This is a genomic window from Microbacterium jepli (genome assembly GCF_047237905.1).
GTDB lineage: Bacteria > Actinomycetota > Actinomycetes > Actinomycetales > Microbacteriaceae > Microbacterium.
Genome location: NZ_JBDFLW010000005.1, coordinates 1,887,547 through 1,901,265, shown reverse-complemented (window position 1 = coordinate 1,901,265; position 13,719 = coordinate 1,887,547). Strand labels below are relative to the sequence as shown.

The following is a 13,719-nucleotide window of genomic DNA, read 5'->3' as shown; positions in this document are numbered from 1 at the left end:
GCGAGTGTACCGGGGACGCGTCGTCGGCTCAGCGGCTCAGCGGATCAGCGGCGCGGCGGACGGTCGTCGTCGACGGGCGGGTTCGGCCACACCTTCGCCACGGCCTCGTCGAACCGCGGCGTCGTCGACTTCGCCTTGGCGCTGGGCGGCTCCTCCGCGTCGCTGCCGCGCGTGATCGGGAGCCCGCCGCTGTCGCTCTTGATCTGGGGGTGGTTGCGCGCCAGGTCGTAGACGCCGATCACCGCGATCACGCCCGCGATGCCGAAGCCGATGTACGCCCACAGCGGCGCATTCTGCGCCTCGCCCAGCACCAGCAGTCCGATGAGGATCGCGACGATCGGGTCGATCACCGTGAGGCCGGCGATGACCAGGTCGGGCGGACCGGAGGAGTACGCGGTCTGCACGAAGTACGAGCCGATGCCCGCCGCCAGGAGCAGGGAGACGATGCACAGCACGGTGAACCACTCGACGTCGCCGGTCTGGATGCGGCTGATGACGACCTTCGCGAGCGTCGCGACGAAGCCGAACATGACGCCGGCGGCCACGATGTAGAACAGCGCGCCGATGCGGGCGCGCAGCCAGAGCCACAGCGCCGCGAGCACGACGGTGACGACGGCGAGGATGATGAGGACGGTGACGAGCTGAGGTGTGGTGACCGGCTCGTCGGTGGCCACGAGCGCGGCGATCGTCACGAAGATGAAGATGCCGCCGACGCACTCGATGATCGCCCGGATGGAGCGCTTCGTCGGATTCAGACCGCTGATGCGGGCGTTCAGCAGCGTCGTGATCACGAGCGCGATGGCGCCGAGCGGCTGGACGACGATGAGGGGCGCGAACGACAGCGCACCCAGCTGGCAGACGATCGCGAGCCCGAGCATGACCGTTCCCAGCACCCACGAGGGTCGCGTGATGAGGCGCTTGAGCTGGGTCAGCGACAGTCCTCCGGAGGCCGCTCCCCCGGACATCGCCTCGACCTTGGTGACGCCGCGGTGCTGATACTGCGCACCGAACGACATGAACACCGCGCCCAGCAGGGCGAGCGGGATGCCGATCAGCAGCGACGGGTTGTCGAAGACGCCGACCAGTGCGTCACGGACGTCGCCGAGATTGTCGATGTCGCCGCGCACCCAGATCACGGTCCGACACTAACCGCACGAGGCGCTGGATAGGCTCAAGGCATGGCCGTTCTGCCGATTCGCATCATGGGAGATCCCGCCCTCCACTCCCACGCCGCTCCCGTCGAGGAGATCACCCCCGAGGTGCGCGCGCTCGTGGAGGACATGTTCGAGACGATGGATGCCGCGCCCGGCGTCGGTCTCGCTGCTCCCCAGGTCGGGGTGTCGCTGCGGATCTACACGTACAGCTATGCGGATGACGACGGCCTCCCCTGGCGCGGCGTGATCATCAACCCGGAGCTGTGGATGACGCCGCCGGAGCCGGGCGATCCCGACCCGGACGACGAGTCGGAAGGCTGCCTCTCCTTCCCCGGAGAGCGTTTCGCCCTTCGTCGCTCCGACCGCGTCCGCGTGACGGGAACGGATCTGGACGGAGCGCCGGTCATGATCGACGTGGACGGATGGCGCGCCCGCATCATGCAGCACGAGTTCGACCACCTCGACGGCATCCTCTACATCGATCGCCTCGACGACGGCGACTGGAAGACCGTGCAGAAGATCGCCCGCAAGCGCGGCTGGGGGCGTCCGGGTCAGGCCTGGATGCCGGGCGTCGACGACATCGACGCCTGATACCCCACCGCGCGACGCGCGTTCCCCGGAAACGAGGAACGGCCCCGGGGTGGAGCCCAGGGCCGTTCGCTCCCCGGCTTGGACTCGAACCAAGAACCTATCGGTTAACAGCCGATTGCTCTGCCAATTGAGCTACCGAGGAAGAGCCCGGCTGACGCCGGGCAACCACACCATGCTAGCAAACGCCGACGGGTGCTTCTGACATCAGGAGGCGATGAGACGGTGTCCGGGGTCGGCGCTGGGCGACCACATGAGGTCGGTGGCCGTGGGACCGTAGGCGATCGGATGGCCGGCACGCAGCACCAGCACGGCGGCGCCCAGCTCGATCGCGACATCCTTCTCGTTCGTCACCACGAGCGTCGACATGCCGTATGCGTCGCGGCGGCGGATGATGGCCTCGCGCGCCGCCGTGCGCACCTCGACGTCCATGTTCGAGAACGGCTCGTCGGCGATGAGCACGCGCGGCTGCAGCACCAGTGCCCGCGCGAATGCAACGCGCTGCCGCATGCCCGCGCTCAGCTCGTAGGGGTACTTCGCCGAGGCTCCGAGCGGGAGCTGCATCTCGTCGAGGAGCGTCGCGACGCGCACGGCCAGAGCGCGGGCGTTGACACGCCGGTCGCGGCTCGTGATCGGCTCGGAGATGACCTCGGCGACCGTCTGGCGCGCGGGGAGGTGCGCGCCGGCCGACTGGGCGAGGTAGCCGGTCACGTAAGTGAGTGTGCGGTGCGCGCGTCCTGGGCGTCGCACGGGGATGCCCTCGACGTGCGCGGCGCCGCCGACGACGGCGAGCCCCGGCTCGTCGGCACCGGCCAGGACGGCCGCGAGGCTCGACTTCCCGGCGCCCGTGGGCCCCATCACGGCGAGCGACGCGGCGTGCGGCAGCTCGAACGAGACGCCGTCGACGACGCGGGCAGTGGAGCCGCCGCGTCCGGACGCGCGGGCGACCGACAGATCGGTGCTGCGGATGGCGACGTCGGCATCTTTCTGGCGGGACACCTGTTCATCCTGCCCCGCGGATGCGCCGGGCGCTACTCCGCGTCGATGACGGCCTGGCGCTCCAGGTCGATCTCGCGGAGGCGCAGACGCACGGTGCGGCCCTCCTCGGAGTCGGGCGCCACACGTTGGATGTGCCCGAGCAGCTCCCGCTTCTTCCCCTCGAGCTCCCGCATGATCAGGCCCTTCGCGAGGGAGGTCGTCGAGGCCACGGCGTGCTCGTCGTCCCGCGCGGGGAACGATGCCGTGAGCAGCTCGGCGCCGAGCGAGCGGAACGGCTCCCGGACGGCGGTGACGGCCGCCGCGGCCCATCCCGGGCGCGACATGTCGGCCGCGACGATGCTCTGGCGCACCGCTTCGAGGGCGGGGTGGCGGAACGGCAGGCCGAGCGCCCGTGTGAGGAGCGTCGCGTCGATGCGGTGACCGAACTGGAGGAAGCCCATCAGGGCATCGCGCTCGAGGGCGGTGTCGGCCGAGCGCGGCAGGGTCGCGATGGTGACGCGGAGCAGGCCCTCGCCGGGCACGTCGTCGGCCGAGGCCGCGTCGGCCGACCGGTCGGGGGCGGACGCGCCGGGACGGGCGTCGGCCGCGGCGGCGTCTCTGCGGTCGCGGCCGGCGGCGGCGCGGGCCGCCTGCTGCACGGCCTTGTCGACCTCGGGGAGGTCGAGCCCGAGGCGGCGGGCGAGCACGCGGGTGTATCCCGGGCGCAGCGCGGGATCGCGGATGTCGGCCACGATGGGCGCCGCCGATCGCAGCCCGCCGGCACGGCCCTCGACCGACGCCAGGTCGAAGCCCTTGAGCCGCTGGTCGATGACGAACTCGAACATCGGCACCTTGGTGTCCATGAGGGTGCGTACGGCACCGTCGCCGCGCTGAAGGCGTAGGTCGCACGGGTCGAGACCGCCCGGCGCGACGGCGACGTACGTCTGGGCCGCGAAGCGCTTCTCGTCGGCGAAGGCGCGCAGCGCCGCCTTCTGGCCCGCGGCATCCGGGTCGAAGGTGAAGACGACCTCGCCCGAGGCCGTGTCATCGCCCATGACGCGGCGCAGCACGGTGATGTGGTCGGAGCCGAAGGCGGTGCCGCACGTGGCGATGGCGGTCGTGATGCCGGCCAGGTGGCAGGCCATGACGTCGGTGTAGCCCTCGACCACCACGACGCGGTGCTCGCGCGAGATCTCGCGCTTGGCGAGGTCGAGCCCGTAGAGCACCTGCGCCTTCTTGTAGATCGCCGTCTCAGGCGTGTTGAGGTACTTCGGGCCGTTGTCGTCGTCGAAGAGCCGACGGGCGCCGAACCCGATGACCTGCCCGGTCACGTCGCGGATCGGCCAGACGAGGCGTCCGCGGAACCGGTCGTAGACACCGCGCTGACCGGAGGAGACGAGCCCGGCGGCCAGCAGCTCCTCCCGCGTGAAGCCCTGCGGGAGGAGGGCGTCGGTGAGGCCCTGCCACCCCTTCGGCGCGTAGCCGACGCCGAAATGCGCCGCCGCGCCGGCGTCGAAGCCACGCTCCCCCAGGAACGAGCGGGCGACGCCCGCCTCGGGGGCGAGCAGCTGCGCGCGGTAGAACTCGGCGGCCGCGGCGTTGGCGGCGTAGAGGCGCGAGCGCCCGGCCGTCTCGGGCGCGGAGCCGCCGTCCTCGTAGTGCAGCGTGTAGCCGATGCGCCCGGCGAGCGACTCGACCGCCTCGGTGAACGAGACGTGGTCCATGGCCCGCAGGAACGAGTAGACGTCGCCCGACTCGCCGCAGCCGAAGCAGTGGTAGAAGCCGACCTGCGGGCGCACGTTGAAGCTCGGGCTGCGCTCGTCGTGGAAGGGGCAGAGGCCCTTCAGCGATCCGACACCCGCCGGCTTCAGGGCGACGCGCTCCCCGATGATGTCGCCGATGTTCGTGCGGGCCTTGACCTCGTCGACGTCGGCCTGACGGATGCGCCCGGCCATCAGCGGGCTTCCGTCCGCACGGGCGGGCGCGCGCCCGGAGCCCAGATGCCGAGGGATGCCGCATCCACGTCGCCCACCAGGCGCCCGTGCCACGCGATGGCGTGCTGGTCGGTGAGACTGGCGACCTGGTCGACGATGACGCGGCGCTTCGCCGCCTCCGTGTCGGCGGCCGCGTAGTCGGCGGCGTGGATGCCGTCCAGCGCCTCCGGGCGCTCCCACAGCGCCGACGCGAGGCGCTTCAGCACAGTCCGCTGCTCCTTGTAGAGCACCTTCCGTCCGTCGATCGAGACGACGAAGGCGCCGATGATCCCCTTCAGCACGGCCATCTCGGCCTCCACGACCCGCGGCACGACGACGTGCGCCCGGTACCGCGTGAGCACGGTGGCGGGGTACGCCTCGCGCGTGGCGGTGGTCGCCGCGCGGGCGAAGCGGCCGATCAGGTCGGAGGTGAGGTTCTTGAGCTGGGCGAGGGAGGTACGGGTGCCGTCGAAGCCGTCGAGCCACTCGGGGAGCCGCATCACCCGGAAGAGGGCGTCGGCCAGCTCATCGCGCGCGAAGTCGAACCCGACCCACGTCTGGATGGCGTTGAGGAGCGACTCGTGCTCGGCCGGGTCGGCCAGCCGCGCCGGGTCGAGGTAGCCGTTGACGATGGCGTCCTCGAAGTCGTGCACCGAGTAGGCGATGTCGTCGGAGAGGTCCATGACCTCCGCCTCGATGCAGCGCACCCGCCCGGGCGCGCCCTCGCGCATCCAGCGGAAGACCGGCTCGTCGTCGGGGTACACGCCGAACTTCAGCCGTCCGCCCGGGTCGGGCACCGGGTTCTCAGCGGTCCAGGGGTACTTGCACGTCGCGTCGAGGCTGGCGCGGGTGAGGTTCAGCCCGAAGCTGCGGCCCTCGCCGTCGTGCACCTTCGGCTCGAGGCGCGTGACGATGCGCAGCGTCTGGGCGTTGCCCTCGAAGCCGCCGATCGACTCGGCCCAGTCGTTCAGCGCCCGCTCCCCGTTGTGACCGAACGGCGGGTGCCCCAGGTCGTGGTTGAGGCAGGCGGTGTCGACCACGTCCGGCGAGAGCTGGAGCGCCGTCGCGAGCTCCCTGCCCACCTGGGCGACCTCGAGAGAGTGCGTCAGGCGGTTGCGGGCGAAGTCGGCGGGGCTGGCGGGAGAGAGCACCTGCGTCTTGGCGGCGAGCCGGCGCAGCGCGGCGGAATGGAGCACCCGCGCACGGTCGCGCGCGAAGTCGTCGCGCTGCGAGCGGTGCTGCTCGCGGTGGAAGCGTGCGGCGTCCGCCTCCCCGTAGCCGGCCGGCCGCACGGGCAGTGCGCCGACCGCCGAGCCGTCAGCCGCCACTGTGGTGGAGTTCCGCATCGGCGAGGGCGGTGGATGCCGCGGCCCCCAGCTCACGGGAGTCCAGCCACCCATCGGGCAGGGCGGGACGCTTGGGCGTGCCCGCGCGACCGCGCTGTCCTTCCGCCGCGGCACCGGGGTACGGCGCGTCGAGGTCGAGGGTGGCCAGCAGGGCGTCGATCTCCTCAAGGGTCGACACCGTCGCCAGCGCCGCGCGGGTGTCGCCGCCCACGGGATAGCCCTTGAAGTACCAGGCGACGTGCTTGCGGATGTCGCGGCATCCGCGGCCCTCGTCCTCGAAGAACTCGACGAGCAGCTCGGCGTGACGACGGAAGGCGTCGGCGACGAAGCCTAGAGTGGCGTCGACGACCGGCGCGGCGGCGGCCTCCGGACCGCCCAGGGCGCGGGCGAGGTCGCCGAACAGCCAGGGTCGGCCGAGGCAGCCGCGGCCGACGACGACGCCGTCGCACCCGGTCTCGGCCATCATCCGCACGGCGTCCTCCGCCGACCAGATGTCGCCGTTACCGAGGACCGGCACGTCGGTCACGGCTTCCTTGAGCGCCGCGATGGCCGACCAGTCGGCCGTGCCGGAGTAGAACTCCGACGCGGTGCGGGCGTGCAGGGCCATGGCCGCGACGCCGGCGTCCTGGGCGATGCGCCCCGCGTCGAGGTAGGTCAGGTGGTCGGAGTCGATGCCCTTGCGCATCTTCACAGTGAGGGGCACATCGCCGGCGGCCTTCACGGCGCCCTCGACGATGTCGCGGAACAGGCCGAGCTTCCACGGGAGAGCGGCACCGCCGCCCTTGCGCGTCACCTTGGGGACGGGGCATCCGAAGTTCAGGTCGATGTGGTCGGCGTGGTCTTCGGCGACGAGGATGCGCACGGCCTCCGACATCGTGCGCGGGTCGACACCGTAGAGCTGGATCGACCGCGGCGTCTCGGACTCGTGATGGCGGATGAGGCGCATCGTCGTGTCGTTTCGCTCGACGAGCGCACGCGAGGTGATCATCTCGCTCACGTACAGGCCGGCGCCGTACTCGCGGCAGAGACGCCGGAAGGCGGTGTTGGTGATCCCGGCCATCGGCGCCAGGATCACGGGCGCGTCGAGGCCGAGGGGCCCGATGCGCAGCGCCGGGGCGGAGGACAGGGCGGTGGTCATCCCTTCATTCTCCCAGATGCCGGGCGGAGTCCGACCGCTCCGGTCGGCTCCGTGCGACGGTACCTTCGCCGCGTCATCGGGGAGGCGTCGGCGAGACCGCGGACCCGCGGGAGGCGGACCCGGCTCCGAAGAAGCGGTCGTAGGATCGCCCCATGACCGCCCCCGCTCAGATCTCGCTCCGCGACATCCCCTTCACCACCTCCGACGGCGCCCAGGCCTCGCTGCGGGACTATGACGACAAGGTGGTCCTCATCGTCAACGTCGCCTCGCGCTGCGGCCTCGCCCCGCAGTACGAGCAGCTCGAAGAGCTGCAGCGCACGTACGGCGACCGCGGCTTCACGGTGCTCGGCTTCCCCTGCAACCAGTTCATGGGACAGGAGCCCGGGTCCATGGAGGAGATCCTCGAATACTGCTCCGCCACGTGGGGCGTCAGCTTCCCGATCGCCGACAAGGTGAAGGTGAACGGCCCGGGGGCGGCGGACCTCTACAAGGCGCTCAAGAAGGCGAAGGACGAGGAGGGCAAGAAGGGCCCGATCCTCTGGAACTTCGAGAAGTTCGTCCTCACGCCGGGCGGGGCGGTGCACCGCTTCCGTCCGACGACGAAGCCCGACGACCCGGCCATCGTCGCCGTGATCGAGGAGAACCTCCCCCGCTGACAGGGTCTTCCCCGCTGACACCGCGTCTCAGACGACGGCGTCGGCGTCGGCGCGCCGCTCCGCCCACACCTGGCGGGCGATCTGCGTGAACGCCTCGGCGGGCTGCGCGCCGCTGACGCCGTAGCGTCCGTCGATCACGAAGAACGGCACCCCGTTGATGCCGTACGAGGTCGCCTGGGCCTGATCGGCGCGCACCGCGTCGAGGTACCGACCCGAGCGCAGAGCCTCCTCCGCCTCGGCGAAGTCGAGTCCGGCGTCTGCGGCGAGGGCGGCGAGCTCCTCGATCCGGCCGACGTGGCGTCCCTCGGTGAAGTAGGCCGACATGAGCCGCTCGGCGAGCTCGAGCTGGCGCCCCTTCTCCTTCGCGAAGTGCAGGAGCTCGTGCGCCTTCACGGTGTTGGTGTGCTGCAGCAGGTCGAAGCGGTACTGCAGGCCCGCATCGGCGGCGACGCCGGTCACGCGCTCGAGCATCTGCCGCGCCTGATCGGGGGTGATGCCCTTGTGCTGCGCGAGGTAGTCGTACTCGCCGCCCTCGAAGTCGACGGGGGTGTCGGGCGACAACTCGTAGGAGTGGTAGGTCACCTCGACGACGGGGGCGTCCTCGTCAGCGGATGCCGCGGCGAGCCCCGTCTCCAGGTTGCGCTTGCCGATGTAGCACCAGGGGCAGGCGATGTCGCTCCACACGTCGATCTTGATGGCATCCGTCATATCCCGTGCAACCGCCGGGGATGCGCGGTCTATTCCGGACGGGGCCGAGGCCGCGGCATCCGGATTTCAGGACCCTGCTCAGAGAGCCGGCGGCTCGGGGGTGTCGACGGCGCCGCCGAAGCGGCGATCGCGGTCGAGATAGATGCCGATGGCGTTCCACAGGTCGGCGCGGGTGAAGTCGGGCCAGAGGGTGTCGAGGAAGACGAACTCGGCGTACGCCGACTCCCAGAGCAGGAAGTTCGACGTGCGCTGCTCGCCGCTGGAGCGGACGAACAGGTCGACGTCGGGCATGTCGGGCTGGTAGAGCCGGCGCTGGATGAGCTTCTCGGACACCGCGGACGGCCGGAGGCGCCCGGCCGCGACATCGTCGGCGATGGAGCGGACCGCGTCGGCGATCTCCACCCGCCCGCCGTAGTTGACGCACATGGTGAGGGTGAGGACGTCGTTGCCCTCGGTGAGCTTCTCGGCGTACTGCAGCTCCTTGATGACCGAGTTCCACAGGCGCGGCTTGCGTCCCGACCAGCGGATGCGCACGCCCCACTCGTTCAGCTGATCGCGTCGACGGTGGAGCACATCGCGGTTGAAGCCCATGAGGAAACGCACTTCCTCGGGCGAACGCGCCCAGTTCTCGGTCGAGAACGCGTAGACGGAGAGGTGCGTGACGCCTGCCTGGATCGCGCCGGCGACGACGTCCAGGAGCGCGGCCTCCCCCGCCTTGTGACCTTCGATGCGCGTCTGGCTTCGCCGGTTGGCCCAGCGTCCGTTGCCGTCCATCACGATCGCGACGTGCTTCGGCACTCGCCCGCGCGGGAAGGCGGGCGGATACACGCCCGTCCAGTCGAGCGGCCGATACGGCACGGCGTCGCGATGCGTGTACGGACGAGGACTCACCGCAGACCCTCCACGTGTTCTAGCGAGCGGATGCCGCGCTCCAGGTGCCACTGAGCGTAGGCCGCGATGAGACCGGATGCCGCGGCCTCCGCGCCCGGCGGCGCGGCGTCGACGTCGTCCCAGTCGCCGGCCATGAGCGCGTTCAGCAGCCCGATCGTGGTGCCGTCCAGGCGCGCGGCACCGGTGGGCGCGCAGGACGAGCAGACGATGCCGCCGAGCTGCGCGACGAACGCGTCGTGGGGCCCGGGGGCGCCGCAGCGGGCGCAGTCCGCGAGTCCCGGGGCCCACCCCGACAGCGCCATCGCGCGCAGAAGATAGGAGTCCAGGATGCTGCGCGACGCGTGCTCGCCGCGCGACAGCGCTCGCAGCCCGCCGACGAGCAGCAGATACTGCTCCGGGGTGGACTCCGCCTCGTTCAGCCGGTCGGCCGTCTCCACCATGGCGCTGGCGGAGGTGTAGCGGTCGTAGTGGACGGCGATGTCGGCACCGTATGCGCCGAGCGACTCCGCCTGCTGCACGATGTCGAGGTTGCGGCCCTGATACAGCTGCACGTCGGCGACCATGAACGGCTCGAGCCGTGCGCCGAAGCGCGAGGAGGTGCGCCGGACGCCCTTCGCGACGGCACGGATCTTGCCGTTCCGTCGGCTGAGCATCGTGAGGATCCGGTCCGCCTCACCCAGCTTGTGGGTGCGCAGCACCACGACCTCGTCGCGGTAGGTGGGCACGTTCCATTATCTCCCGACGACCCTCCACCCGGCCGGTGGCGTGCCGTGTCCCCCGAGCGCGACCGCCTGTCGCGCGGCGTCCTGTGCCGCGGCGGGCGGGCGGCCACAATGGTGAGGTGGACGGACAAGGGCTCATCATCCCGCTGTGGGCGGACCTGATCGCCGTCGGGCTGGGCGGGGTGCAGGGTGCGCTGTTCGCCTCGGGTTTCCGCGGGGAGGACCGGCGGCTCGACCTCCTCGGCGTCGCCATCATCGGCATCGTGATGGGCATGGGCGGCGGCCTCATCCGCGACCTGCTGCTCAACGTCCCCCCGGCGACGCTGCAGAGCAACTGGTACCTGCTGACCGCCACCGGCGCCGCGCTGATCGGGATGCTGCTGGCCGGGCTCTTCCAGCGGCTCAACGCCGCGATCGTGGGCCTCGATGCCGTCGTCATCGGGCTGTTCGGGGCCTTCGGCACGACGAAGGCCCTCACGCTCGGGCTTCCCGTCGTGCCCGCGATCTTCGTCGGCGTCTGCTCGGCGGTCGGCGGCGGCATCCTGCGCGACATGATCATGGGGCTGCCCGTCGCCATCATGCACGTCGGGTCGCTCTACGCGGTGGCCGCTCTCGTCGGCTGCGCGGTGCTGGCCGGGGCGCAGTCGGCCGGTGCGCCGTCCCTCGCCGCATCGCTGATCGCGATCGCGGTGACGACCGTCATCCGGCTGCTCGCGGTGGTGTTCGACATCTCCCTGCCGGAGCAGCGCGCGCTGCACCGGCGGAAGGTGGCCGTGGAGACTTCGGCCATCCCGATCATCAAGCCGTAGCATCCGCCTCACGCCGGCCGGCCGTTCCCGGCGAGACTGCAACGGCACGACGAGACCGTGGGTCACGCCCTACGTCTCGCCGCGCCGCTGCAGTCTCGCGGGTCTCGTGGCCGTGTCAGCCGGTCGCGATGATCTCCCCGTGGGGCAGGAGGATCCAGGCGTCGGGGTCGGCCGCCCACGTGCGCCACGCCGTCGAGATGCGCTCGAGCGTCTCCGCGTCGGCCACGCCCAGGCGCACGGCGTGCGCCGCGAAGTCGGACGAGACGGCGCGGTCGGCCCACATGCCGCCCCACCACTCGCGCTTGGCCTCGGTCTCGAACAGCCAGACGCTCGCCGACGAAGTGACCGACGCGAAGCCGGCCTGTCGCGCCCAGTGCTTGAGGCGGCGTCCGGCATCCGGCTCGCCCGAGACGCCGCGGTGCACGGCGAGGTAGACCGTGATCCACTCGTCGAGCTCGGGCAGGCGCGGGTACCAGATCACTCCCCCGTAATCGACGTCGCGCGCGGCGACGAGTCCGTGCGGGCCCGCCACGCGCCGGAACTCCCGGAGCGCCTCGACGGGTCGTTCCAGGTGCTGCAGCACCTGGTGGGCGTGGACGATGTCGAAGGAGCCGTCGGGCGCGTCCAAGGCGTAGGCGTCGCCGACCTCGAACGCGAGGTTGTCGCGCTCTCCCGCGATCGACGCCGCCCGCGCGACGACGTCGGGTGAGGCATCCACTCCGACGACGTGTCCCGGCTGGACGCGGTCGGCGAGGTCGACCGTGATGGTGCCGGGGCCGGCGCCCACATCGAGGATGCTGACGCCGGGCCGGAGGTGCGGGATGAGGTAGGCCGCGGAGTCCGCGACCGAGCGCGCGGCATGCGACCGCAGCACGCTCTCGTGGTGACCGTGAGCGTAGGCCATGGCCGTGCTCAGACGGAGGCGAGGGCGCCGCGACGCGTGCGGATGGCGCGGTTGACGCCCGACACGATGGCCTTGAGGCTGGCCGTCGAGATGTCGCCGTCGATGCCGACGCCCCACAGGCGGTCGCCGTCGACCTGCAGCTCGACGTAGGCCGCGGCCTGCGCGTCGCCGCCGGCGCTGAGCGCGTGCTCGACGTAGTCGTAGACCGTGACGTCGAAGCCGTGCTGGGCGAGGATGTCGACGAATGCGGCGACGGGTCCGTTGCCGCGGCCGGTCGCCGGCGCGGAGGCCTCGCCGTCGCGCAGGGTCACCGACAGCTCGATGTCGCCGGACATGTCGCTCGACGTGCGCGTGGAGAGCAGCTCGAACCGGCCCCAGCGCTCGTCCTCCACCGGAGACGGCAGGTACTCGTCGGTGAAGATGTCCCAGATCTGGCTGCTGGTGACCTCGCCGCCCTCGGCGTCGGTCTTGCCCTGCACGACGCCGGAGAACTCGATCTGCAGCTTGCGCGGCAGGTCGAGGGCGTGGTCGCTCTTCAGCAGGTACGCCACCCCGCCCTTGCCCGACTGCGAGTTGACGCGGATGACCGCCTCGTAGGAGCGCCCCAGGTCCTTCGGGTCGACCGGCAGGTAGGGCACGGCCCATTCGATCTCGTCGACCGACACGCCCTCGGCGGCGGCACGGGCCTCCATGGCCTCGAAGCCCTTCTTGATCGCGTCCTGGTGGGAGCCGCTGAAGGCGGTGAAGACGAGGTCGCCGGCCCACGGGCTGCGCTCGTGCACCGGCAGCTGGTTGCAGTACTCGGCGGTGCGCTTGACCTGGTCGATGTCGCTGAAGTCGATCTGGGGGTCGATCCCCTGCGTCAGCATGTTGATGCCCAGGGCGACGATGTCGACGTTGCCGGTGCGCTCGCCGTTGCCGAAGAGGCAGCCCTCGATGCGGTCGGCGCCGGCCATGTAGCCGAGCTCCGCAGCCGCGATCGCCGTGCCGCGGTCGTTGTGCGGGTGCAGCGAGATGATGACGTTCTCGCGGTGGTTCAGGTGCCGCGACATCCACTCGATCGAGTCGGCGTAGACGTTCGGCGTGGCCATCTCGACGGTGGCGGGCAGGTTCAGGATGACCTTGCGCTCCGCCGTGGGGACGAAGATCTCCATGACCTTGTTGCACACCTCGGCGGCGAACTCGAGCTCGGTGCCGGTGTAGCTCTCGGGCGAGTACTCGTAGTAGACGGTGGTCTCGGGAACCGTCTCCTCGTACTGCTTGCACCAGCGGGCGCCCTGCTGGGCGATGTCGATGATGCCCTGCTTGTCGGTGCGGAAGACGACCTCGCGCTGCAGCACGCTCGTGGAGTTGTAGAGGTGCACGATCGCCTGCTTGGCGCCGCGGATCGACTCGAACGTGCGGGCGATCAGCTCCTCGCGGGCCTGCACCAGCACCTGGATCGTGACGTCGTCGGGGATGACGTCCTCTTCGATGAGGTGGCGGACGAAGTCGAAGTCGGTCTGGCTCGCAGACGGGAAGCCGACCTCGATCTCCTTGTAGCCCATGCCGACCAGCAGGTCGAACATGATGCGCTTGCGCTCGGGGCTCATCGGGTCGATGAGGGCCTGATTGCCGTCACGGAGGTCGACGGCGCACCAGCGGGGAGCCGCGGTGATGCGGGCGTCGGGCCAGGTGCGGTCGGGCAGTTCGACCCGCAGCTGCTCGTGGTACGGACGGTACTTGTGGATCGGCATGCCGGAGGGCTGCTGGGTGTTCTTCATGATTCGTCGCTTCTTTCATCGCCCGATCGGGCTGGCAGAGTGCCTGAGGATGGCGGGCCGAACGACGAGCTCCGCGACGAGGGAGGCCC

General features: G+C 70.9%; 13 protein-coding genes and 1 tRNA gene. 3 read left to right on the top strand and 11 right to left on the bottom strand.

Annotation, left to right across the window (positions count from 1 at the left end; all coding sequences use genetic code 11):
* Positions 1 to 44 precede the first annotated feature (44 nt).
* On the bottom strand, positions 45 to 1,136 hold the full coding sequence (locus tag ABC304_RS13285; RefSeq protein WP_412931320.1) for a DMT family transporter: 1,092 nt from the start codon (positions 1,134 to 1,136) through the stop codon (positions 45 to 47).
* Between the two features lie 42 nt (positions 1,137 to 1,178).
* Between ABC304_RS13285 and def the strand changes: the two genes are divergently transcribed.
* Entirely contained in the window at positions 1,179 to 1,745 is a 567-nt protein-coding gene (def, locus tag ABC304_RS13280; RefSeq protein ID WP_412931318.1) for a peptide deformylase, read from the top strand.
* Positions 1,746 to 1,814: 69 nt separating this feature from the next.
* On the opposite strand, the gene ABC304_RS13275 is transcribed toward def, so the two are convergent.
* From ABC304_RS13275 to dusB, 5 genes are all read right to left on the bottom strand, one after another.
* Positions 1,815 to 1,887, bottom strand: a tRNA-Asn gene (locus ABC304_RS13275).
* A gap of 62 nt (positions 1,888 to 1,949) precedes the next feature.
* Entirely contained in the window at positions 1,950 to 2,741 is a 792-nt protein-coding gene (locus ABC304_RS13270; RefSeq protein ID WP_412931316.1) for an ATP-binding cassette domain-containing protein, read from the bottom strand.
* 32 nt (positions 2,742 to 2,773) lie between these two features.
* Entirely contained in the window at positions 2,774 to 4,675 is a 1,902-nt protein-coding gene (gene dnaG / locus ABC304_RS13265) for a DNA primase (protein WP_412931315.1), read from the bottom strand.
* Positions 4,675 to 6,039 (bottom strand): deoxyguanosinetriphosphate triphosphohydrolase, encoded by a 1,365-nt coding sequence (locus ABC304_RS13260; RefSeq protein WP_412931314.1) that lies wholly within the window; start codon positions 6,037 to 6,039, stop codon positions 4,675 to 4,677. The genes dnaG and ABC304_RS13260 overlap by 1 nt, the downstream gene beginning before the upstream one ends.
* Positions 6,011 to 7,177 carry a tRNA dihydrouridine synthase DusB gene (dusB, locus tag ABC304_RS13255; RefSeq protein ID WP_412931313.1) on the bottom strand — a complete coding sequence of 389 codons (1,167 nt, stop codon included), beginning with the start codon at positions 7,175 to 7,177 and terminating at the stop codon, positions 6,011 to 6,013. The genes ABC304_RS13260 and dusB overlap by 29 nt, the downstream gene beginning before the upstream one ends.
* A gap of 152 nt (positions 7,178 to 7,329) precedes the next feature.
* On the opposite strand from dusB, the gene ABC304_RS13250 reads away from it, so the two are divergent.
* Positions 7,330 to 7,833 (top strand): glutathione peroxidase, encoded by a 504-nt coding sequence (locus tag ABC304_RS13250; RefSeq protein ID WP_412931312.1) that lies wholly within the window; start codon positions 7,330 to 7,332, stop codon positions 7,831 to 7,833.
* 27 nt (positions 7,834 to 7,860) lie between these two features.
* Here the strand turns inward: ABC304_RS13250 and ABC304_RS13245 are convergent, their stop codons facing one another.
* The 3 genes from ABC304_RS13245 to recO form a co-directional block, all read right to left on the bottom strand.
* Positions 7,861 to 8,541, bottom strand: coding sequence for a DsbA family oxidoreductase (locus ABC304_RS13245; protein ID WP_412931310.1), 681 nt, complete (start codon positions 8,539 to 8,541; stop codon positions 7,861 to 7,863).
* A 78-nt stretch (positions 8,542 to 8,619) separates the two neighbouring features.
* Entirely contained in the window at positions 8,620 to 9,432 is an 813-nt protein-coding gene (locus ABC304_RS13240) for an isoprenyl transferase (RefSeq protein WP_412931308.1), read from the bottom strand.
* Positions 9,429 to 10,157 carry a DNA repair protein RecO gene (gene recO / locus ABC304_RS13235; RefSeq protein WP_412931307.1) on the bottom strand — a complete coding sequence of 243 codons (729 nt, stop codon included), beginning with the start codon at positions 10,155 to 10,157 and terminating at the stop codon, positions 9,429 to 9,431. The genes ABC304_RS13240 and recO overlap by 4 nt, the downstream gene beginning before the upstream one ends.
* A 116-nt stretch (positions 10,158 to 10,273) precedes the next feature.
* Between recO and ABC304_RS13230 the strand changes: the two genes are divergently transcribed.
* The gene (locus ABC304_RS13230; RefSeq protein ID WP_412931305.1) at positions 10,274 to 10,963 is read left to right on the top strand and encodes a trimeric intracellular cation channel family protein; all 690 of its coding nucleotides are present in this window, start codon (positions 10,274 to 10,276) and stop codon (positions 10,961 to 10,963) included.
* A gap of 115 nt (positions 10,964 to 11,078) precedes the next feature.
* Here ABC304_RS13230 and ABC304_RS13225 read toward each other — a convergent pair whose 3' ends face one another.
* Both ABC304_RS13225 and leuA read right to left on the bottom strand, forming a co-directional pair.
* A complete protein-coding gene (locus ABC304_RS13225) occupies positions 11,079 to 11,867 on the bottom strand; it encodes a methyltransferase domain-containing protein (protein WP_412931303.1) in 789 nt (262 codons plus the stop codon).
* Positions 11,868 to 11,875: 8 nt separating this feature from the next.
* Positions 11,876 to 13,630 carry a 2-isopropylmalate synthase gene (gene leuA, locus ABC304_RS13220; protein ID WP_412931301.1) on the bottom strand — a complete coding sequence of 585 codons (1,755 nt, stop codon included), beginning with the start codon at positions 13,628 to 13,630 and terminating at the stop codon, positions 11,876 to 11,878.
* Between the last annotated feature and the right edge of the window lie 89 nt (positions 13,631 to 13,719).